The 20,414-nt window shown below is 41.4% G+C and carries 23 protein-coding genes; 1 reads left to right on the top strand and 22 read right to left on the bottom strand.

The features are described from left to right. Positions 1-90: 90 nt before the first annotated feature. The 12 genes from spoVG to metG all read right to left on the bottom strand — a co-directional run bounded on the left by spoVG (position 91) and on the right by metG (position 11,226). Positions 91-384 (bottom strand): septation regulator SpoVG, encoded by a 294-nt coding sequence (gene spoVG, locus KYJ26_RS22945; protein WP_032085215.1) that lies wholly within the window; start codon positions 382-384, stop codon positions 91-93. A 170-nt stretch (positions 385-554) separates the two neighbouring features. Further along, entirely contained in the window at positions 555-929 is a 375-nt protein-coding gene (locus tag KYJ26_RS22940; RefSeq protein WP_219170364.1) for a RidA family protein, read from the bottom strand. A 15-nt stretch (positions 930-944) separates the two neighbouring features. Continuing rightward, positions 945-1,781, bottom strand: a complete 837-nt coding sequence (gene purR / locus KYJ26_RS22935) for a pur operon repressor (protein ID WP_219170362.1) — start codon at positions 1,779-1,781, stop codon at positions 945-947. A gap of 71 nt (positions 1,782-1,852) precedes the next feature. Continuing rightward, positions 1,853-2,707, bottom strand: a complete 855-nt coding sequence (ispE, locus tag KYJ26_RS22930) for a 4-(cytidine 5'-diphospho)-2-C-methyl-D-erythritol kinase (RefSeq protein ID WP_219170360.1) — start codon at positions 2,705-2,707, stop codon at positions 1,853-1,855. Between the two features lie 231 nt (positions 2,708-2,938). Next, positions 2,939-3,121 (bottom strand): small, acid-soluble spore protein, alpha/beta type, encoded by a 183-nt coding sequence (locus KYJ26_RS22925; RefSeq protein ID WP_219170358.1) that lies wholly within the window; start codon positions 3,119-3,121, stop codon positions 2,939-2,941. A gap of 119 nt (positions 3,122-3,240) precedes the next feature. Further along, the gene (veg, locus tag KYJ26_RS22920; RefSeq protein ID WP_032085220.1) at positions 3,241-3,510 is read right to left on the bottom strand and encodes a biofilm formation stimulator Veg; all 270 of its coding nucleotides are present in this window, start codon (positions 3,508-3,510) and stop codon (positions 3,241-3,243) included. Between the two features lie 541 nt (positions 3,511-4,051). Continuing rightward, entirely contained in the window at positions 4,052-4,930 is an 879-nt protein-coding gene (gene yabG, locus KYJ26_RS22915) for a sporulation peptidase YabG (RefSeq protein ID WP_219170356.1), read from the bottom strand. 228 nt (positions 4,931-5,158) lie between these two features. After that, on the bottom strand, positions 5,159-6,037 hold the full coding sequence (rsmA, locus tag KYJ26_RS22910; RefSeq protein ID WP_219170351.1) for a 16S rRNA (adenine(1518)-N(6)/adenine(1519)-N(6))-dimethyltransferase RsmA: 879 nt from the start codon (positions 6,035-6,037) through the stop codon (positions 5,159-5,161). After that, entirely contained in the window at positions 6,030-6,590 is a 561-nt protein-coding gene (gene rnmV, locus KYJ26_RS22905) for a ribonuclease M5 (RefSeq protein WP_219170349.1), read from the bottom strand. Before rnmV ends, rsmA begins: the two co-directional genes overlap by 8 nt. 119 nt (positions 6,591-6,709) lie before the next feature. Beyond that, positions 6,710-7,933, bottom strand: a complete 1,224-nt coding sequence (locus tag KYJ26_RS22900; protein WP_257475208.1) for a ubiquitin-like domain-containing protein — start codon at positions 7,931-7,933, stop codon at positions 6,710-6,712. A gap of 250 nt (positions 7,934-8,183) precedes the next feature. After that, a complete protein-coding gene (locus KYJ26_RS22895) occupies positions 8,184-8,951 on the bottom strand; it encodes a TatD family hydrolase (RefSeq protein WP_219170347.1) in 768 nt (255 codons plus the stop codon). A 313-nt stretch (positions 8,952-9,264) separates the two neighbouring features. Then, positions 9,265-11,226: a methionine--tRNA ligase gene (gene metG, locus KYJ26_RS22890; RefSeq protein WP_219170345.1), complete on the bottom strand. Its 1,962-nt coding sequence runs from the start codon at positions 11,224-11,226 to the stop codon at positions 9,265-9,267. Between the two features lie 489 nt (positions 11,227-11,715). On the opposite strand from metG, the gene KYJ26_RS22885 reads away from it, so the two are divergent. Next, the gene (locus KYJ26_RS22885; RefSeq protein ID WP_034762946.1) at positions 11,716-11,997 is read left to right on the top strand and encodes an AbrB/MazE/SpoVT family DNA-binding domain-containing protein; all 282 of its coding nucleotides are present in this window, start codon (positions 11,716-11,718) and stop codon (positions 11,995-11,997) included. A gap of 68 nt (positions 11,998-12,065) precedes the next feature. Here KYJ26_RS22885 and rsmI read toward each other — a convergent pair whose 3' ends face one another. From rsmI to KYJ26_RS22835, 10 genes are all read right to left on the bottom strand, one after another. Continuing rightward, entirely contained in the window at positions 12,066-12,938 is an 873-nt protein-coding gene (rsmI, locus tag KYJ26_RS22880) for a 16S rRNA (cytidine(1402)-2'-O)-methyltransferase (RefSeq protein WP_219170343.1), read from the bottom strand. 20 nt (positions 12,939-12,958) lie between these two features. Next, positions 12,959-13,717, bottom strand: a complete 759-nt coding sequence (locus KYJ26_RS22875; RefSeq protein ID WP_219170341.1) for a tRNA1(Val) (adenine(37)-N6)-methyltransferase — start codon at positions 13,715-13,717, stop codon at positions 12,959-12,961. 614 nt (positions 13,718-14,331) lie between these two features. Then, a complete protein-coding gene (yabA, locus tag KYJ26_RS22870) occupies positions 14,332-14,706 on the bottom strand; it encodes a DNA replication initiation control protein YabA (protein WP_148971327.1) in 375 nt (124 codons plus the stop codon). A 14-nt stretch (positions 14,707-14,720) separates the two neighbouring features. Beyond that, positions 14,721-15,548, bottom strand: coding sequence for a PSP1 domain-containing protein (locus KYJ26_RS22865; RefSeq protein ID WP_219170339.1), 828 nt, complete (start codon positions 15,546-15,548; stop codon positions 14,721-14,723). A 7-nt stretch (positions 15,549-15,555) separates the two neighbouring features. Continuing rightward, positions 15,556-16,539, bottom strand: a complete 984-nt coding sequence (gene holB, locus KYJ26_RS22860; RefSeq protein ID WP_219170337.1) for a DNA polymerase III subunit delta' — start codon at positions 16,537-16,539, stop codon at positions 15,556-15,558. 17 nt (positions 16,540-16,556) lie between these two features. After that, positions 16,557-16,997 (bottom strand): YaaR family protein, encoded by a 441-nt coding sequence (locus KYJ26_RS22855; protein ID WP_219170335.1) that lies wholly within the window; start codon positions 16,995-16,997, stop codon positions 16,557-16,559. A gap of 15 nt (positions 16,998-17,012) precedes the next feature. Then, positions 17,013-17,342 (bottom strand): cyclic-di-AMP receptor, encoded by a 330-nt coding sequence (locus KYJ26_RS22850; protein WP_206858016.1) that lies wholly within the window; start codon positions 17,340-17,342, stop codon positions 17,013-17,015. Between the two features lie 109 nt (positions 17,343-17,451). Beyond that, positions 17,452-18,090 carry a dTMP kinase gene (tmk, locus tag KYJ26_RS22845; protein WP_219170333.1) on the bottom strand — a complete coding sequence of 213 codons (639 nt, stop codon included), beginning with the start codon at positions 18,088-18,090 and terminating at the stop codon, positions 17,452-17,454. After that, positions 18,087-19,523 (bottom strand): aminotransferase class I/II-fold pyridoxal phosphate-dependent enzyme, encoded by a 1,437-nt coding sequence (locus KYJ26_RS22840; RefSeq protein WP_219170331.1) that lies wholly within the window; start codon positions 19,521-19,523, stop codon positions 18,087-18,089. The genes tmk and KYJ26_RS22840 overlap by 4 nt, the downstream gene beginning before the upstream one ends. 132 nt (positions 19,524-19,655) lie before the next feature. Further along, positions 19,656-19,856: a sigma factor G inhibitor Gin gene (locus tag KYJ26_RS22835; RefSeq protein WP_257475207.1), complete on the bottom strand. Its 201-nt coding sequence runs from the start codon at positions 19,854-19,856 to the stop codon at positions 19,656-19,658. Between the last annotated feature and the right edge of the window lie 558 nt (positions 19,857-20,414).

Raw genomic sequence — 20,414 nt, 5'->3', positions numbered from 1 at the left:
TTGGGTATACAAAAAACGTAAGAACCGCAGGACTCTATAGACAAAAAAAAGAGCCTTACAAAAGTAGGCTCTTGATGCTATAAATCTTAATTAGGAAGCCCCAGCTTCTTCTAACTCAACTTCTTCCAGCTCTCCTAAACGATGATACTCAGCTAAAACGGCATCTTGGATCTTACCGCGAGTACCCGAATTGATTGGATGAGCAATATCACGGAATTCTCCATCTGGAGTCCGCTTACTTGGCATTGCTACAAATAAGCCATTGTTCCCATCAATAACGCGAATGTCATGAACAACAAATTCATTATCCAGCGTAATAGATGCGATAGCTCTCATGCGACCGTCGGTGTTTACTCGGCGTAATCTTACGTCTGTTACTTCCATTCTGTTCACCACCTTTTTCCCTAGATGAAATCTACTGTATGTATTCAACGAATTTAATAGATATTCCTTCTTAAATTGTAAAATTTTTTGAAAAATTTTATTTTTCTCATCTTTTTTCTGTTTCATTTGAACTACACTTCCATTTTGGTACAAAAAAACACCCGTGAATATTACTTCACGAGTGCAATTACTTCTATTTCAACCTGTGCATCTTTAGGTAAGCGGGCTACTTCTACACAAGAACGGGCAGGCTTATGAGTACTGAAATATTCCCCATATACTTCATTGATCGTTCCAAAATCATTCATATCTTTAATGAAAACCGTTGCTTTGACTACCGTTTCCAATGATGCACCGGCTTCCGATAGCACGGCTTGTAGATTGCGAAAGACTTGATGTGTCTGATCTGCAACATCACCTTCAATCATCGTCCCCTCGGATGTTAATGGGATTTGACCTGAACTGTAAAACAGGTTATTCACGACAATGCCTTGCGAATATGGACCAATTGCTGCTGGTGCTTCCTTAGTAGACACTACACGCATGCTAAACGCCTCCCCTTATGGTAGAAATGTTAGATTGGATTCAAAATAATTTCCTTCTTTTAACGAAATCTGCTTATCCTTTTCATTGACATCGGATAATTTTAACAATGATACATAATCATCCACCAGTCGACCGTCCAGGCTGTTGGATTCAACCAATACCCCAATTCCGGACAAAGTAGCAGAAAACTCTTCCAGCAGGTTCTTCATTCCATTGATGGTTCCCCCTGCTTTCATGAAATCATCGACAACCAATACTTTAGAACCTTCCTTCAGGCTTCTCTTTGAAAGCACCATGGATTGGATTCTCTTCGATGAACCCGAAACATAATTGATGCTTACAGTCGACCCCTCGGTGACACGGCTGTCGCGTCTGACAATGACAACGGGAACATTCAAGTAAGAAGCAATCGCATTAGCAATCGGTATCCCTTTTGTCGCCACTGTCATGATGACATCGATATCTTTCTCTGCAAAAGCAGATGCCAGCAATTTCCCGACACTCTTCATGAGCTGAGGATTCCCAAGGAGGTCCGTCATGTATAGGTACCCGCCTGGTAAAAGGCGATCGGAGCTTTCCAGATGGAGACATAACTCTTCGATCATTTCTTTCGCTTCCTGACTGTTCACCTTTGGAACGTATTTCACTCCACCTGCAGCCCCGGGAACCGTTTGAACCGTACCGACACCCCGTCCTTCAAATGTTTCCTTCACAATCGTCAAATCTTCGCTGATGGAAGATTTGGCAGAACCGTACCGTTCCGAGAAAAAAGTCAAAGGCACAAGTTGATGGGGCCGTTCTAATAAATAGTGCGTCATATCAATCAATCGTTCGCTGCGCTTAAACTTCACCAAAGAAACCTCCTAAATCCGAATATTATAAAGTAAATATATCATTAATATACGGATTTCGGCAAGGGTTCTTAATCTCCAAGCATTCGCACCGCAAATACCTGGTCACAAAAGCCTCTTAAACCATTGTAGATTCGATGGAGCCTTGATTCATATTGCACCAATCCATATACTGTAGGACCGCTTCCGCTCATCAGAACGGCGTCGGCGCCAAAACGCTCCATTTGATCTTTGATCTGGGAAACCTCTGGATGCATATCCAATGTAACCGATTCAAGAACATTCCCAAGATTGGAGCAAATATCATGATAATTCCCATGTTCCAAGGCAGAAACCATTGCCTTTGTATTCGGATGTGTCATATTTTTCAGATCTAAATTTTTATATACATCCGCTGTTGAAACACCTATTGTCGGTTTTGCAAGAATCACCCAACAGTTCGGAGGAGCAGGAAGATGTTTGATTTTCTCTCCCCTGCCCGACGCTAAAGCGGTACCTCCGTAAACACAAAAAGATACATCGGAACCAATTTCTGCACCAAGCTCTGCAAGCTCGTCCATACTCAGGCCTAAATCCCATAAACGATTCAAACCTTTTAACGTCGCAGCTGCATCACTGCTCCCCCCTGCTAAGCCTGCGGCGACAGGAATCACTTTATCGATGGAAATGGCTACACCCTTCTTAATGTTCATTTTCTCTTTAAGGAGCTGTGCAGCTTGATAAGCAAGATTCCTTCCATCGTCCGGTACAAATCGATTGTGCGAAAGAATTTTGATCGTGTCATCTGAAAGATTCGTGAGTTCAATTCTATCCGCTAAATCGATTGTCGTCATAACCATCTCAACTTCATGGTAACCATCTGAACGTTTATGTAAAACATCAAGTGATAGGTTAATTTTTGCCGGCGCCTTCACTAATAACCTCATATCATCACCTTCTTACCAATACTCTTTTTTATATTGTATCATACACTTCATTATAGGGAGTGTTAACTTCTTAACATACTCATACAAGTATGTTATTTTATCACGTAAAGTAATGATAGGAAAGACAGTCTGATGTTAAACGAAACAAAGGCCGCCCAAAAGCATGACACTTTGAGACGGCCCTTTACATATGGTACGTATAAAAGATGTAATCCAATTGTGTAATAAGAGTTAGTTTGGCTGGCTTTCTGAGAGTTGCCGACTTGCGCGCTCAACTGCGCGTTTCACCATATTCCCAGCGTCACGGGACGAGATTCCACCCCAACCATCCTTCTGAACAACATCGTAAAATCCTAATTCCTGAGCGATTTCTTCTTTTAATTGATCAGACATAATTCCTCTTCTTCTACTCATTGTCTACCTCCTTCAAAATGCACCACATATTTAGTATGTGTATAGGAGGTCAAAAAATGACGAAAGATATTATGTAAAACATGTATGTTTAAACAAATAAAAAAGCAGCAAACAATTGTCTACTGCTGGCTAAAGATGATATTTCCTGTTGCTTCATCATAAAATGTTAATTGAACTGTCTCAGTGAGAACATCTGCATAGCTGTAAGAAACTCGTTCGAACGCATTCTCTTCTTGATCCAGTTGAACCACGAATACAGAAGGATACGTTTCGGCTAGAACACCTGAACGCTCAATTGTTTTTCGACGTCCACCGTTTGCTTTAAGCATTAAACGTTTCCCCAGATTAGAATCAAGGGATCTTTTAATGTCGGCTAATGTTTTTGGCATTTCGCTTCCACCTCACTGTTATTAAATATAACACATTATGTAATTTTAGTCAAATAAATTTATTATTTTAACAAGAATCATGAACACCTGTCAATATATTTTATTCAACAAAAAATACGTTTTTTCTACATCTCTAACATTCCCCATACAATGAAAAATTATGTAAACAAATTAAAGCGGAGGCGGCTTGGTCAGAGGCGACCAGCATAAGATGAATGGGCCATGAAGGCGTTTTTTGCCTTCTTGGCCCAATTTAGCTTATGACCTCGAGCCTCTAGCCGCCGGAGCTGGACAGGTGAGACCCCACAGGCGCAGCCGAGGAGGCTCACCGCCAGCCCCGCGGAAAGCGCACCTGTAGCGGAAATCAACCGCCACTCGCTATATTCAAAAGCAACAATGTATACGAAAAAAGCCTTTTAAAAGAACTTTGACCAGTCGTGACAATGAAGAAAAATTCAACACCTAACCAATATATGTCACATCAAAATGAAATAGACCTCGCATAAATTGCAAGGTCTTCAAAGGTTTTGTCGAACCTTTCTTATTCATCTTCCGTGATTTTGTATGGCATTCCTGTACGAAGGACACCTTTCGTTTCGATGCCACCCAATCCTTTGTCCCCCGTCAATGTATTTCGGATGACATCCCACACATTCACCGAATCCTTAAACCCGGTAAAACATATCTTAGCCACAATATACACTGGATCCAGAGCATGGATATTGACTCTTGAAGGAGAACTTGCAAAGTTGGCTCCTGCATGGATCAGGGACTCAAAGTGGGATTGACAAGCCCCTGCGAAGATCACAAGCTGATCCAGGTGAGGGGATTTACTACGGGCTTCTCTTACTGCTTGAACAAAATATTTCGAATGTCGATAGGCGTTTATGTCAGCCTTTGCCCCTTTCGACTTGGAATAGGCGTCATGACCTGTCAATACGATGATATTCGGTCTATATTTATCGATAAGGGACCCGATTTGTTGAGGCATCTCTGTTTCGCTGCAGTGGACACCTTTTACCGGAACTCCAATTTTCTCATAAAGATCTAGGCATTTTCTTAAATAACTGGGATCTCCATCAAGATGAAGCACTTTCCCCGGAACTTGGAAATAGTTGTAATCGTCTCGATAAGCATTCGTCACCCTGTACTCCTGCTTATACTTAAGAAGCTCTATATCCTGTCGGAACAGATCTAAGGATTGTTCTTCCTTTGAACGGAACTCCTTCGTGATCCGATCCTGTTCCCTGGGGTCCATCTTCTTCAAATCATGAAAAGGAGCATCCGCTATCAATCGGAAATCTTCACCATACAGTACTGCCGTTTTATGACCATCTATCATGCGGATATCTATTACCCTGAATAAAATATCACAGTGATATGAAAGGCGACCTACGACATCATTGATTTCGATATTCACATCAGTCACTCCCATGGGCTAAACATTCGTTGAGAAATCAAAAAAGGAAATCAACAAGCCGAGGAGGATCAGCATATGCCCTACCCTTCTCCATCAAGTAAATATATATTCCCTGTGATAACCTATGCATCCCTGGAATATTAGGTGCCAATAAAATGGGATTGAGCTTAAAGTGTCCACGTAAACAAAAATGGCTAAACGCATCTTCGCGTTTAGCCATTTGGATTTTCATTTGAAATGTGGGTATAATGCATCGCTTAACGCACCGAATTCTTGTATCGTCAGTGTTTCCCCACGACGTGTAGGTTCCACCCCTGCTGTAGACAAAGCATTCAGGATCACGTCCTTTTTTTCTTTGCCTTGAGGAAGCTGACTTGTCAGGTTATTTAAGATCGTCTTTCTTCTCTGAGCAAAAGACGAGCGTGTAACGGTGAACAAGAAGTCTTCACTGATTACATCTACAGGAGGCTTCTCACGCTTCGTTAGACGGATGACGGCAGAGTCAACATTCGGTTGGGGCATAAAGACCGTCTTCGGAACAGTCATGACCATCTCAGCCTCTGTATAATACTGTATAGCAATCGAAAGGGATCCGTAAGCCTTTGTCCCTGGTTGGGCGGATATACGATCTCCCACTTCTTTTTGGAGCATGACACATATTCCCCTGATAGGGAGTCTCTCCATCAATAGCTTTAGAATGATAGGCGTTGTGACGTAATACGGAAGATTGGCCACGACCATAATATCGTCGAACCCTTCGAACTCTTTGTTAATAATCGCTTCGACATCCGCTTCCAGGATATCTTCATTGATGATTTTCACATTATCATAAGGTGATAAGGTATCGTCCAAGATTGGTATCAGCCGCTGATCGATTTCAAAGGCCACGACTTTCCCTGACGTGCGTGCAAGATGTTCTGTCAAGGCTCCGATGCCTGGTCCGATTTCAATGGCTGCTGTTTTCTCTGATAGACCTGCGTGTTCCGTTATGTTCCTTAGGATATTAGGGTCGATTAAAAAATTCTGACCCAGGCTTTTCTTAAACGAAAATCCATACTTGGCAAGGATTTCTTTCGTGCGTAGCGGTGTAGCAATATCTTTATGCATGTTCTTCCTCCTGAATGATTTCCATTAACGCTTGTGTAAACTCTTCTTTTTGAATATTGAACATCCGTAATCGTTTGTGGAGCTGTTTCCCATTAGTGTAGCCGATTCTCAGCTTCTCACCAAGTGCTACCCGCCGGTCCTTGGACTGAGGACTGCCGATCAAACCGGCATCGATTAGATCTTCTTTCGAAATGACTTCCTCCTGCTCAGTATCGAGTAAATGAGCTTCCCTTAAGGATTCCCGGATGACATCAGGGGTCGCATGTTCAACACCTATCCCCCTGCCCGACTTAGGCAGTGCGTCCTTCTTATGTACAAAGGCATGCTTACATCCCGGCACTGCTTCCGCCACAATCTTCCGGATTCGTTCTCCCGGATAATCCGGATCCGTAAATATGATAACGCCCCTTTTTTCCTGAGCGTGTCTGATTTTCTCTATTGTAGCAGGGGACACAGCAGAACCATTCGTCTCAATCGTATCCGCATCGACGGCGCGCTGAATCGCAACTGTATCATCTTTCCCTTCAACTACGATGATTTCTTTAATTTTCATAATTCCTCCAAAAAAGTTGAAACATTTCTTCTTTTCATTTCGTCTAATAAATGAAAACCTAAAGCTATTATAACGGTTTTAACCAAGAAATAAAAAAAAAGCAGGAAAACTCCCTGCTATTAGTTCAGTATTTTCACCTTGATGGTTTTTCTACCCCATCGATACGCGTCTGATTTGGATGAGAAGAATACATCGATCTTATTCCCTTTGATCGCTCCTCCTGTATCTGCGGCGACGGCATAGCCGTACCCTTCTACATAAACCTTTGAACCTAAAGGAATGATGGAAGGATCAACTGCAATCACTTTAACATTTGGATTGGCTTTTAAATTGATGCCTGTTGCCGTATGTCCGGAACATCCGTTACATGAAGCTGTGTATGCGGTTGAACTGACATAGAATTCCCTGCCTCCACTTGGAGCGGCTGAAGCTGAACTTGAGGATGAACTTCCCCGTGAAACCTGGGCCACTAAAACCTTTGTGCCGACATTGATGATTTTATCCTGGCTTTCTTCCACTACTTTTTCACTCAGCAATTTTCTGGAAACTTCTTTGCCATTCTCTTTTACAATTTCATACTTCTTTTCAATCTTTCCGTTTTTACCTTCTTGAACGACTTTTTCTTTCCCCTTGGAAAGGTCAGAATCTTTCTTGGAAATAACGGTGAAATTTTTTGTCTCTTCCACTACATCGGTGACTTTTTCAACTCGAACGACATTTACGACATCATTTGCTTTAACAACTTTGTCTAAACTTGGTTCAACACGGTCTGAATCTTTTAGTGTAATTCCTTGTTGCTTTAAAAAGTCAGCGACCGTAGTCGAAGTAGACCATACCTTTTGCTCTTTTCCACCGTTTACAAGCTTAAGTGAAAATGCGGTATCAATCTTTACATCCATGTTCCCTGTTACTTTTTCTGATAAGCCGGGTTGGACCTTATCATGTTCTCCTACTTGAATGTCATTTTCAGAGAGTAACTCTTTTACTGTATCTGCAGTCGTCCAGAATTTTTTCTCCTGGCCTCCTACTGTGATCCCTACCTGTTTTGCCGGTTCCCAAACAACATTCATATTATTTGAAACCTTCGTATTCCCCGAGGGGTACAAATAGTCTTCTGAGCGGGGTGAAATCTCTAATTCTTGTAATATATCCTGAATCGTGTTTGCATGCGTCCTAATCTCTTTTTGCTCGCCGTCTAAGGTCAATGCTACAGTGTTCTTCGATCCTTCATAAAAAAGAATTCCAAATACAGCTGCAGATGTTATCAATGTTCCAATTGTAACAATCCATTTCCTTCGACTCAAAGACTTGGAAAACAGGCTTTTCATGGCTTTAAAGTTCATGAAAAACGCCTCCTTTTCTCGGAGTGATTATATAGAGTTATCCAGTGACTGTCAACCCTTACTTCTTCTAACCTAATCTAGCAAAATATTACAACCCGGGGAACACAAAACATATTATGCAGAAAATGAAAGAAAAAGAAAAGAGAGAGTTATCGACACGTTTATCCTATGAAACAAGATTCCTATGTAGAACTATTTGTTTTCATTTCCTATTTGGACAAGCTCTCTCAATTCTCGACAAATGTTGATGTCAGTTTATGTTGAATAATTTCTTTGCATTTTCTGTTGTCATCTTCTCTACTTCTTCCAATGACACTTCTTTCAGTTCTGCTATTTGTTCTGCCACAAGCTTGACGTAAGCCGGTTCATTCCTCTTCCCTCTGTATGGATGAGGGGCCAGATAAGGGCAATCAGTCTCGATCAGAAGCTTTTCCAAAGGAATTTCCTTTGCTACTTCTTTTGGCTTCTTTGCATTTTTAAAGGTTACGGGACCTCCAAGGGAAATATAGAAATTCATATCTACACATTCCTGGGCAATTTCCGGACTTCCGCTGAAGCAGTGCATGATTCCACCAACTTCATCTGCTCCTTCTTCCCTCAGAATATCCACTATATCCTGTGTAGCATCACGGTTGTGTATAACGATCGGGAGTTTCACTTTCTTAGCTAATTGAATCTGTTTCCGAAATACTTCTTTTTGAACATCCTTCGGGGATTTATCCCAGTGATAGTCAAGCCCCATCTCCCCTATGGCCACTACTTTAGGGTGTCGGGAAAGCTCTTCTATCCAAACAAGATCTTCATCCTTCATATCAATTGCATCCACTGGGTGCCACCCAATCGCGGCATATAAGAAATCATACTGACCTATGAGCTCCATGGCGCGATCAATCGTTGGCCGGTCAAAACCGACGACCACCATATTTTCAACTCCAGCTTCTCTTGCTCTTGAAATTACCTCCTCCAGATCTTCGTCAAATTGTTCGGCATTCAGATGTACATGTGTATCAAATAGCATGTAAGACACTCCTTGTAATAAAGATAAGTTTAATATAAAAACGCATGACAAGCATCACATTCATGTAACATTCGTATTACATATTATGGTTACTATGGGTATTTTTTATTTAATCTGTTCCGTTTCCAGTCCGCTTTCATTCTACCATTTCAGATGGAGAACCAAAATAATCTGCTTCTTCCTCAATGAATAATTATTCCAACATAGTGAAAAAGAAATAGATCCCTACTATAGATAAATAATTAATTATTTCAATATAGCAAAGGGATGTTCCACGTGGAACATCCCTTTACCTTAAAACCATATGAATGACTTATTTTACTTTTGTTCCATTAGGTAAAGATTGATCGATGGAAGCAAGAGACAATGTTCCATTTTCTTCTCCTGCAAGGATCATTCCTTGTGAAAGCTCCCCACGAAGTTTTACCGGTTTCAAGTTCGTCACACATATCACTTTTTTCCCTACCAGTTCATCTGGCTGATAGAACTTAGCAATCCCGGATACGACTTGACGTTTTTCAAACCCAAGGTCCAATTGCAGCTTTAGAAGCTTATCGGCTTTTTTAACCGGTTCCGCTCCAATAACCTCCGCTACGCGAAGCTCGACTTTCATGAAATCATTGATATCGATTTCCTCTGCTTCTTCCTTTACCGGTGTATCTTTCTTTTCTTCCTCAACCGGGGCTGAACCTTGCATTTTATCTTTAATAAAGCTTACTTCTTCTTGGAGTTCAAGACGCGGGAAAATCGGCTCTCCTTTTTTGACTACTTCGGTGCCTGCCGGAATGGTTCCAAATTGCTCCAAGCTTTCCCACGTATGCATTTTTTCATCATGTAGATTCAGCTGTTCAAAAATCTTCTTTGGAGTCCTTGTCAAGAATGGCTGCAATAAAACGGCTACCCTTCTTAAGGATTCTGCCAAATGACTCATGACACTGCCAAGCTCTTCTTTTTTGCTTTCATCTTTCGCAAGGGCCCAAGGCTGGGTTTCATCAATGTACTTATTCGTACGGCTGATTAACTGCCAAAGACTCGATAGGGCTACTGAAAACTCCATGTTCTCCATCGCATCTTCATACTTCTTGACGGTTTCATCATTCATAGCAAGGAGGGCTTGATCAAATTCCCCTTTAGAATCAACGTAAGCTGGAATGACACCATCAAAATATTTATTGATCATGGCTACTGTACGATTTAGCAGGTTGCCCAAGTCATTGGCCAGATCGAAATTGATTCTTTCTACAAATCCTTCCGGAGTGAAGACCCCGTCAGAGCCAAACGGCACTTCTCTTAACAAGTAGTAACGAAGGGAATCAAGACCATAACGATCAATGAGGGTTACGGGATCCACGACATTCCCTTTTGATTTGGACATCTTTCCATCTTTCATCAGAAGCCATCCATGAGCGAAAACCTTCTTCGGAAGGGGCAGGTCTAATGCCATCAGCATGATCGGCCAATAGATTGTATGGAAACGGACAATTTCTTTCCCTACGAGATGTACATCAGCCGGCCAATATTTTAAGTAGTTGGCATCATTTTCGCTTCCGTAACCTAAAGCGGTAATGTAGTTGGAGAGGGCATCGATCCAAACGTAGATCACGTGCTTAGGATCTCCTGGAACCTTCACTCCCCAGTCAAAGGTCGTACGGGACACGGCCAGGTCTTCCAATCCAGGCTTAATGAAATTATTCACCATCTCATTTTTACGTGACTCCGGCTGGATGAAGTCCGGATTCTCCTCATAATAAGCAAGAAGTCGATCGACGTATTTACTCATTTTAAAGAAATACGATTCTTCTTTTACTTTTTCAACCGGACGCCCACAATCAGGACAATTCCCGTTTTCTAATTGTCTTTCAGTAAAGAAGGACTCACATGGCGTACAGTACCATCCTTCGTACTGATCCAAGTAGATATCACCCTGCTCCACAAGCTGATTGAAGATCTTTTCGACAATATCCTTATGGCGCGTTTCCGTTGTCCGGATAAAGTCATCATAAGATATATCTAATTTCCCCCAAAGATCTTTAATTCCGCTCACAATGCCGTCTACATATGCTTGAGGAGTAATTCCCTCTTCCTGAGCTTTTCTTTGGATCTTCTGTCCATGTTCATCCGTTCCTGTAAGATACATGACATCAAATCCACGCATTCTCTTATAGCGGGCCATGGCATCACCTGCAACCGTGGTGTATGCATGTCCAATATGTAAATTTCCACTTGGATAATAAATCGGTGTTGTAATATAGAAGGTGTTCAACTTTTCTTCCACTTTTTATTCCTCCTCTTTTTCATTTACCCCCATAAAGCCAAAAAAGCCTCCGAATGGTTTATAGCGGTAAGTTTGTTATAAACATCCAATTAAAAGACACTTACCTATCATCTTAACCTCTTATCTCATCAAAATATACCTAAAATAAAGGGTTTCTGCAACTAAACAATGCTAATATTGAATTTTGTCGAAATGACACTTCGTTTCTGTCGAATTATGTCGAAAAAATAATTTGATGAATGAAAATTCGACAAAATCACCTTCTATTACTTTCTTTACAATAATATTTAATTGGTAATACAATATTTTACAATAAAGCGTAAAGCTTATTACAACAGTCTTTGAACATCCATTTTTTATTAATAATTTACAGATTTAATTATTGACGAGATTTACAATCGTTGGTATGATAGTATCAGTTAAAGAAATTTGTCGAATATTGACGAAATAGATAGAGATAAATCATATTTATTTGGAGGAGATTCTCAAATGAAGTCTACAGGTATTGTAAGAAAAGTTGATGAATTAGGTCGTGTCGTTATTCCAATCGAATTACGCCGTACATTAGGTATTGCTGAGAAAGATGCTTTGGAAATTTATGTGGATGATGAAAGAATCATCTTAAAGAAGTATAAGCCAAGCATGACTTGCCAAATTACTGGGGAAGTTTCTGATGATAACATCAAGCTTGCCAACGGTAAATTAGTTCTTAGCCGTGAAGGTGCAGATCAATTACTGAAAGAAATCCAGGAATCATTACAATCAAAATAATTTGTTGTTAACATATTAAAAGGCCTGAGTGACTGAACTCAGGCTTTTTTTCTTTTGCAAAACGGCTTTTATTCAACATGATAGGCTTGATACACTTCACGTTTCGGGAGGGATCGCTCTTTGGAAACGTGTTTGATGGCTTCTTTCGAAGACAGGCTTTTTTCATTTACATAGTGCTGAACATGCTCTTGAAGAGAGTAGCTGCTCCACCACTCTTCTTCCTGTACCTTCTCCATGGGGCCCGCCCCTTCGATCAAAAGGCAAAACTCTCCACGTACTTCCCCGTCATTTGCCCATTCCATGACCTCTTCAAGTGTCCCTCGGATGAATTCCTCGAATTTCTTTGTAAGTTCACGGCAGATAACGATTTGTCTGTTCCCCAAGGCTGTATACAATTCCTTTAATGTTTCCTTTAATCTGTGTGGAGACTCATAAAGGATAAATGTGTCTTCCAATGATTTGAGTGTTTCAAGCTCAGCCCTTTTATCTTTTTTCCCCCTATGTAAAAATCCATAGAAATAAAACGGCTGGGGACATAGGCCAGAAGCGATCAAAGCCGTAAGGGCAGCGTTCGCCCCGGGTAGTGGGATGACAGCAATATCGTGATCGATGGCTTCTTTCACCAGTTCATAACCTGGATCTGAAATCGAAGGCATTCCTGCATCACTTACAAGGGCAACGAGCTCTCCCCTTTCCATTCGTTCAATCAGCTTCTGCCCGCTTGTTTCTTTGTTATGCTCATGATAACTAATGATAGGCGTGTCAATCTCAAAATAATTGCACAGCTTTTTTGTATTTCTTGTATCTTCGGCTGCAATCACTGATGCCTCCTTCATCATACGGATGGCACGAAAGGTCATATCCTCTAAATTCCCTATCGGCGTAGGGACAAGATACAAGCTTCCTTTATCACTATCTTGAAAACTTTTTTGCTGATTCATTGTAAAGCTCACCTCCTGCATTACGTTTGGGTATTTTCATTATGTCCAAATAGCATATCATGTACTTCTTTAGAGTACTCATTCTTTTCATCGTATACATATAATGGCGGAAGGATTTTTAGGTCTGGTTTCCCATCTTTTATTCCTTCTATTAATATGGTGTTGGCTTCTCTTCCCGGCTTCGGATAAACAAAGCGCAGGCGCTTTGGTTCAAGACGATGCTTCCTCATTAATGAGAGGATATCCATCAAGCGACCCGGGCGGTGAACGAAGGAAGCCTTCCCTCCCTGCTTCAACAGATAGCTTGAAGCTTTGATCGTATCCTCAAGGGTGCATAGGATTTCATGTCGGGCTATGGCATAATGCTCATTCACATTTCTCTTATCCCCTGGGGGCGTATTGAAATAGGGTGGATTACATGTCACAACGTCATAATGTGAATGATGAAGCAGTCGATTAATCTCCTTTACATCTCCCATTTTCATGGATATCTGGTCTTGGCGATCATTATACTCGATACTTCTTTGAGCCATATCAAACAATCGTTCCTGAATTTCCACACCCGTAATCTCTACATTGGTTCTGGCACTTAGTAATAAAGGAATGATACCATTACCAGAACACAAATCAACCACTTTCCCTCTATTAACCGGTAAATAGCTGAAATGGGCCAATAGGACAGCATCTGTAGAAAAGGAGAAAACAGATGGACTTTGAATAATCCTCATGTTTTCAGCCAATAAGTAATCCAAACGTTCATCTTCTTTTAACTGAACCATAGGTTTCCTCCATTTTTGCTTCTATTATATGTTGTTTCCGCTTTGGGACTTTTCAAGCCGCCTGCACTTTTCGATTGGCTGTTTTCATAAACATTGTTGCTTTTGGATGTAGCGAGTGGCTGTTGATTTCCGCTACAGGTGCTCGCTTTCCGCGGGGCTGGCGGTGAGCCTCCTCAGGCTTCGCCCTGCGGGGTCTCACCTGTCCAGCGTTTCCCGCAGGAGTCGAGCACCTTCCGCTCCAATCAACTATGTTTTAAAACCATAAAGAAAATGTGGAGATTGCTTATGCCACTGCTTTTTCATTTGTTGTAGAGAACGATTTTATTTAATCGTACATTACCCTTCCACAACCGATTTTCACGATCTATTTTGCTCTGTCAACACTTACTACTCTAGAGGGTGAAGGGAACTGCGTAGACTCCTACGGAAAACGGGCGTGGAAAGCGAAGCAGTTCCCTGCACCACAACTTAAAAGACAGAGCATCGAAAATCTTAATTGGTATGTGAACAGCAACAATCTTTGCGAAAACAGCCTTTCGATTAAAAAGGACCAATCCTTTTGTATGGATTAGTCCTTTTTAGTCTTTATTCTATTCCAAAGAATGAAACGTTCCTTATTTCTTGTTTAAGAAAGAAAGACAGAACAGGCAATCTTCATCCTTACGGGGACTTCCGAAATGTATATTACAAATATGGAATCCTTCCTGGTATAGTCGGGCAAGGTTGTCATATCCTTCTCCGATATCCAGTGTTTTATCTTCTAAGTCTGACTCACCCGTCGTACCCGCATCGCTGTTTGTTTGTACCTTTTTTGGTGAGTTCTCTGTTTGTTCCAGTCTACGGCGCAAATGCTCATTTTCAAGCTTCAGAGAGTTATTCTCCTCTAACATTTCAGCTAGGCATTGTTTGAGCTCACCTAATTGATGATATAAATGACCAATTTGTTGTTCCATGTTACTGACTGAATCAAAGAACTCTTTCTTATCCACGACACTACACCCCGTTACTCTGTGGCTTGGAATGATACGGCACCCTCGTTCATAATTTCATCTAATGTGAATTCAAGAACCCGTTCTTCTTCTTTTATTTCTACCTGAAGAATACGCTCAAGAATATTAAGACCTACCACTTTACCTTTTCCATTAGGTGTTTTAATCACTTCTCCGATATCAGGTAATTCTTCTTTCGCTGCTTCATATTCGTCATTCTCATATTTCAGACAGCACATTAATCGTCCGCATAAACCTGAAATCTTCGTAGGATTAAGGGATAGATTTTGATCCTTCGCCATTTTGATGGATACAGGTTCAAAATCCCCTAAAAAGGTAGAACAACATAGCATGCGGCCACAAGGACCAATACCACCCAGCATTTTTGCTTCGTCACGAACGCCAATCTGACGAAGTTCAATGCGCGTACGGAAAATGGAGGCCAGATCTTTCACCAGCTCTCGGAAATCAACACGTCCATCAGCCGTAAAATAGAATATGACTTTATTGCGATCGAATGTATATTCTACATCTACCAATTTCATATCCAATTGATGCTGATTAATTTTATCACAACATACGTTATAGGCTTCCGTTGCAGATGACTTATTCTCATCTACGATCAAACGATCTTTTTGATCGGCGATCCGAATCACTTTCTTCAATGGAAGTACTACATCGTTTTCTCCGACTTGTTTTCTCTCTACGACTACTTTTCCAAATTCGACTCCGCGGACGGTTTCAACGATTACATAGCAATCTTTTTGAATGTCCAATTCACCCGGATCGAAATAATAGATTTTACCCGCTTTTTTAAAGCGAACTCCTACAACATCGTACAAAGGACCATCACCCCTGCAGTTTTAGCATAAGCTGTTCTACTAGCAGCTGCGAATTCATATTGGCGTTTAATTTGCGTTTTGCTTCAAGTATCACCGTCATATTAGTAGAAAGACGATTCGTAGACACTTGAAGTGCGTTTGATTTCCAGTTTTCCTTTTGGTCCGGGTACACGAGCTGTTCTTCTTTTCCCAGCTGGATATGAAGTAAGTCTTTATATATTAGAAGTAAAAGATCCAATGCTCGATCGACTTGATCTTTTTCTTTGAAGTGCTGTACAAAATCCTCTTGTATTTTGACCATTGCTTGGAAGGGACTTTTCTGGAGGACTTCATATAATTTTAACACTATTATTCTTGCTTGTGCAAACCACTCATTTTGACATATTTCTACAGCTTCCTCATAATGGTTCGTCAAGTTGGCTGCGAGGGTGGCAAAATGGGGTGGAATCCCTTCTTCCAATAACTGTTTTGTCAGCTGCTCTTTCGGCAACGGCTTAAATGAAACCGTCTGGCAGCGCGAAAGAATGGTAGGCAGGATCCGATGAATATTTTCCGTGATCAGGATCGCAGTTGTATCCGCTAAAGGCTCTTCAAGAAACTTAAGTAGGCTATTAGCCGCATTCGCCGTCATCTTATCTCCGTGAACGATGATGTAAATTTTCTTCTTGGACTCTACACCCGTTTTCGAGAACTCTTCCTGAAGGCTTTTGATCTGATCCTTCTTTATCGATAGACCATCAGGCTCAACAATGTGAAGATCCGGATGATTCCCATGATTGATTCTTTTGCAGTTGGTGCATTCTTCACAAGGTTTACCGCCCACTTGGTTGAGACAAAGCAAAGCTTTGGCAAACAGAATGCTCATTTCTCTCTTTCGTGTCCCTTTTTCACCCTCGAATAAATAAGCATGAGCGACACGATCCTTCAATATACTATTCTGCAGCATCTGAAGGACGACGGGCTGAAATGGTTGTATCTCTTCAAACAACATGTCTTAACATCACTCTCTTACATATAAAGATTAATAAGGAGACCTTTTATTTCCCCGATTTTCCCTAATATATCAATGGATTTCTTTTCTTTATCCAATACATCCTCTGTTAGACCCACAAGATGCTGATCAACTGTTTCAACGATATTGAGCTTCCGCCCTTCCCCATACTGATTCCATGTATGGGACTGCTTCAGATCCATCCCAAAATCGACGGCTTCCCGCACAAACTTCTTCACCAATGTTTTATACTTGGCAAGGTCCTTGAATGTCCTGGATTGAGCTAAACGGCTGCCGGCATCCTCTATAGTCGTGAGAAGCTTATTGAGCTGGTCCATCTGCAATTTCTGGTCATGTTTCTGAACAAGCTGTCCGAATTTAACTTGACCCGTGCCGGTGGATCTCTGGTCTTTCCCTACACTATCTATGGCCACGCGATGGTCTTGGTTAATTTTCATAAGATGACCCTCACTTTAAAACTGATGGAATTGCTCTACAGGGAGAACAAAAACGGTTGCTCCGCCGACGGCCACTTCAACAGGATATGGTACATAAGAATCAGCATTTCCACCCATAGGGGATACAGGAGCCACCATCTGTTCACGTGATTGACAGTTTTCTTTAATGACCTGTAACGCTTTATCCACACGGATATCATCTGTACCAATAATGAAAGTGGTATTGCCGGACTTTAAAAACCCGCCCGTACTCGCTAATTTTGTCGAACGAAAATTATGTTCCATCAGGGCATTAGACAAACGATTGCTATCTTTATCCTGTACAACTGCCATAATTACCTTCATGAATAAATTCCTCCGTTATAAAGCCATTTACTTCCTTCTATTATATCATTGAACAGACTTCAATGCTTCATCTAAAAAAGAGGAGGACTACTTGGAGCCCTCCTCTTCTTTATTCAATCGTCTTTAAGTACCTCGTCACGATTTCATAGGCATCATTAAAAACCTCATCTTTACTCTTACTGGCATCGACGATCCGGATACGATCAGGGTATTGTTTGATCACCTTCTGATACCCTTCCCGCACATGGGTATGGAACTCCACCGATTCCAGATCCAGCCGATTCACTTCTCTGCCATTATGTTTAGCAATCCTCTTCAGTCCTTCTTCGGGATCGATATCAAAATATAATGTTAAATCCGGCATCTTATCTTCAATGGCAAATTGATTGATGTCCATAACTTCATTCATTCCGATTCCACGTGCATTCCCCTGATACGCAAGGGAGCTGTCAATGAACCGGTCGCACATCACAATCTTTCCCGCGTCGAGGGCAGGAATCACTTTCTCCACCAAATGTTGCCGTCTCGCAGCGGCATATAGCAGGGCTTCTGTCCGTTTGTCCATTTCTGTGTTCTTTGTGTTCAAGATGACTTCCCGAATCTGCTCGGCAATCGAAATGCCACCCGGTTCCCTTGTCAGAACAACATCGAAGCCATCCTGTTCCAATCGGTGATACAACTCTGATAATATCGTTGATTTCCCTGCTCCCTCGGGTCCTTCAACGGTAATGAACAATCCTTTTTTCATCTGTTTCCCTCCGCTAATCGATACACAAACACACAGTGGTCAGCTAAACGATGATGACCTTGTATGTTTGCCTTATTCACTATATACTCTTCTAATCTCCGGATGATCTCGCCAGTGATCCTTTCACCAGGTACCAATAGAGGGATTCCCGGTGGGTAAGGTGTCACCATGCCAGCAGCAATTTCTCCCTCGGATTCTTCCAAGGGTACAAGGACTTCTGCCTTCCCGTCCATTTCCTCCAGCGTTAACGCCAAAGTAGAGAAATGCTTTTTCCTATCCAATGGGATTGACTTTATCCCAGGGCTTACCTCCACAACCGGCTCTTTCTTAAGTGCACTCGATATCCTGCTGACCGCCTCTTCATATGGAAACGAAAGGTCCCTTTTTACAAGAGGAAGAATCAGCAATACTTGAGAAGGGTCAGCAAGTTCCGGATATATTCCTTCTGACTCTAATAATCCCTGAAGAACATATCCCGTCCGTCCTTCAAGCTTCATCATAAGCTTTAAAGGATCATGTGACTGTTGAACAGTAAGCTGAGGGTGGATTCGTTCGACTGCCTGTACAAAGAAACTGACGTCCTGCAGCGTTCGATCCAGATCCTCCCCAGAAAACGTCCCGACATATGATCTCGCATAATCAAGTGAAGCCATAATCGGATACGACGGACTACTTGATTGTAGCATAGATAAATACTCTTTTACCTTTCGTCCATTAACCCGCTTACTTCCAATATGTAAATACGATCCCATCGTCATGGCCGGAAGCATCTTATGCGCCGAGTGGATCACAATATCGGCTCCACATTCCAATGCCGACTCCGGAAAAGGTGAACCAAGCGTGAAATGAGCGCCATGGGCTTCATCAATGATACACGTAACATCGTGTTTATGTACTTCTTCAATGATCTGTTTAATAGTATACGAGAATCCATAATAAGTCGGATACGTCAGTACACATGCTTTCACACGGGGGAACTCCTTCAGCGCTGCCTTCACCGCCTCAATCCGAATACCAAGGGCGGTCCCAAAGTCACTCCACTCTGTTTCAATGAATACCGGCACAGCACGGGCGAGTTTGATACCGTTCAGCACCGATTTATGACAATTCCGTTGAACAAACACCGTATCGCCTGGTTCACAAGAAGCAAGAATCGCCGCTATGTTCCCAACTGTACTTCCATTCACCAAAAAATAACTCTTCATAGAACCATAAACATCTGCAAGCATAGCCTCTGCTTCTTCTATTGCCTCATGGGGATCATGTAAATCATCCAGCCCGTTTAACTCTGTCAGATCGCCCTGAAAAAAAGGATGATTTTCCCTCATCAATAAACCATTCTTATGGCCCGGCACATGAAAAGAAATAGGATTGGCGGTCCGATGTCTCCTTATCGCTTCAATAAGCGGGGTTCTCGTATGATCTCGTTTCATTCGATCTAGCTCCTCAATAAAAATATCCATTCATATCGTATCACAATCCCGCTGTTCCATGCGCCGTCAAATCTTATGAATCGTATACGGGGTTCCTTGACAAAAAAAATCATAACCATGTATACCATCTGGTTATGAGTAGATTTGAGGAGTATTCACTTTTTTCAACCTCTGTATGAATAATTTATACACAGGATCAGTCGTTTCTGTATGAACCATTTCATTCTCACACTCTGTGCAGATAAACGATGTGTATAGATGGATTCCAACTTTCTTCTCAACATGACAAACAATACACTCTTCTAAAGCCGCCTTACGTTCCTGATCTAACATAGGGCCCTCCACCTCCATACAATCAATTCTGCCTCAAAACCACTAATTGTATACATAATTTTAAACATTTAAACTGACAGAATAATCAAGTGTACTCTAATCTTATGTTTCAGGCACCATGTCTGTGTATGTCTCTCTAAAAAAGATTGAGAAAAGATGTTTGCATATTGGTGATGTTTTAGATTGGGAGATGCGTAGGTGTTGAATTTATAGTGGTCTATGGGATAGGGGGATCAAGTGACAACGAGGGGGCAATTGTGCCACTACGATTGAAATTTGTAATAAAAATGAGGTCATGATGAGCTTATTTAGTGTTGAAATGGTGGGAATAGAGGCATTAGTGGACTTTTGAAGGGTTGATTTCTGGATGGAATGGATGACTTGGTGGAAATTGCGTCGTTTTTGAATTTATTGCGTTATTTTCGAGGGGGATTGCGTCATTATTTTATTATTTGCGTCATTCCCACCCTTGATTGCGTCATTTTTTCGTTAATTGCGTCAATTACCAATTATTACCTTAAAATGACTAACCTCTCACCCATTTATCACAATTCAATC

This window comes from Rossellomorea orangium (assembly GCF_019334305.1).
Taxonomy (GTDB): Bacteria; Bacillota; Bacilli; order Bacillales; family Bacillaceae_B; genus Rossellomorea.
The sequence above is the reverse complement of the archived record's forward strand: the minus strand, read 5'-3'. Positions and strand labels throughout refer to the sequence as shown.

Excerpts from the sequence above, each read along its gene's own strand:
- tmk (WP_219170333.1), bottom strand. The coding sequence starts at position 18,090 with ATGAAAAAAGGATTGTTCATTACCGTTGAAGGACCCGAGGGAGCAGGG.
- rsmA (WP_219170351.1), bottom strand. The coding sequence starts at position 6,037 with ATGCATAAAGATATTGCTACACCGCTACGCACGAAAGAAATCCTTGCC.
- KYJ26_RS22900 (WP_257475208.1), bottom strand. The coding sequence starts at position 7,933 with ATGAACTTTAAAGCCATGAAAAGCCTGTTTTCCAAGTCTTTGAGTCGA.
- KYJ26_RS22840 (WP_219170331.1), bottom strand. The coding sequence starts at position 19,523 with ATGAAACGAGATCATACGAGAACCCCGCTTATTGAAGCGATAAGGAGA.
- ispE (WP_219170360.1), bottom strand. The coding sequence starts at position 2,707 with ATGAGGTTATTAGTGAAGGCGCCGGCAAAAATTAACCTATCACTTGAT.
- rsmI (WP_219170343.1), bottom strand. The coding sequence starts at position 12,938 with ATGAATCAGCAAAAAAGTTTTCAAGATAGTGATAAAGGAAGCTTGTAT.
- KYJ26_RS22850 (WP_206858016.1), bottom strand. The coding sequence starts at position 17,342 with ATGAAGGTAATTATGGCAGTTGTACAGGATAAAGATAGCAATCGTTTG.
- KYJ26_RS22925 (WP_219170358.1), bottom strand. The coding sequence starts at position 3,121 with ATGAGTAGAAGAAGAGGAATTATGTCTGATCAATTAAAAGAAGAAATC.
- holB (WP_219170337.1), bottom strand. The coding sequence starts at position 16,539 with ATGTTGTTTGAAGAGATACAACCATTTCAGCCCGTCGTCCTTCAGATG.
- KYJ26_RS22875 (WP_219170341.1), bottom strand. The coding sequence starts at position 13,717 with ATGGTTCAGTTAAAAGAAGATGAACGTTTGGATTACTTATTGGCTGAA.
- spoVG (WP_032085215.1), bottom strand. The coding sequence starts at position 384 with ATGGAAGTAACAGACGTAAGATTACGCCGAGTAAACACCGACGGTCGC.
- KYJ26_RS22895 (WP_219170347.1), bottom strand. The coding sequence starts at position 8,951 with ATGCTATTTGATACACATGTACATCTGAATGCCGAACAATTTGACGAA.
- KYJ26_RS22885 (WP_034762946.1), top strand. The coding sequence starts at position 11,716 with ATGAAGTCTACAGGTATTGTAAGAAAAGTTGATGAATTAGGTCGTGTC.
- KYJ26_RS22940 (WP_219170364.1), bottom strand. The coding sequence starts at position 929 with ATGCGTGTAGTGTCTACTAAGGAAGCACCAGCAGCAATTGGTCCATAT.
- KYJ26_RS22835 (WP_257475207.1), bottom strand. The coding sequence starts at position 19,856 with ATGTTAGATCAGGAACGTAAGGCGGCTTTAGAAGAGTGTATTGTTTGT.
- rnmV (WP_219170349.1), bottom strand. The coding sequence starts at position 6,590 with ATGAAAATTAAAGAAATCATCGTAGTTGAAGGGAAAGATGATACAGTT.
- veg (WP_032085220.1), bottom strand. The coding sequence starts at position 3,510 with ATGCCAAAAACATTAGCCGACATTAAAAGATCCCTTGATTCTAATCTG.
- KYJ26_RS22855 (WP_219170335.1), bottom strand. The coding sequence starts at position 16,997 with ATGAAAATTAACCAAGACCATCGCGTGGCCATAGATAGTGTAGGGAAA.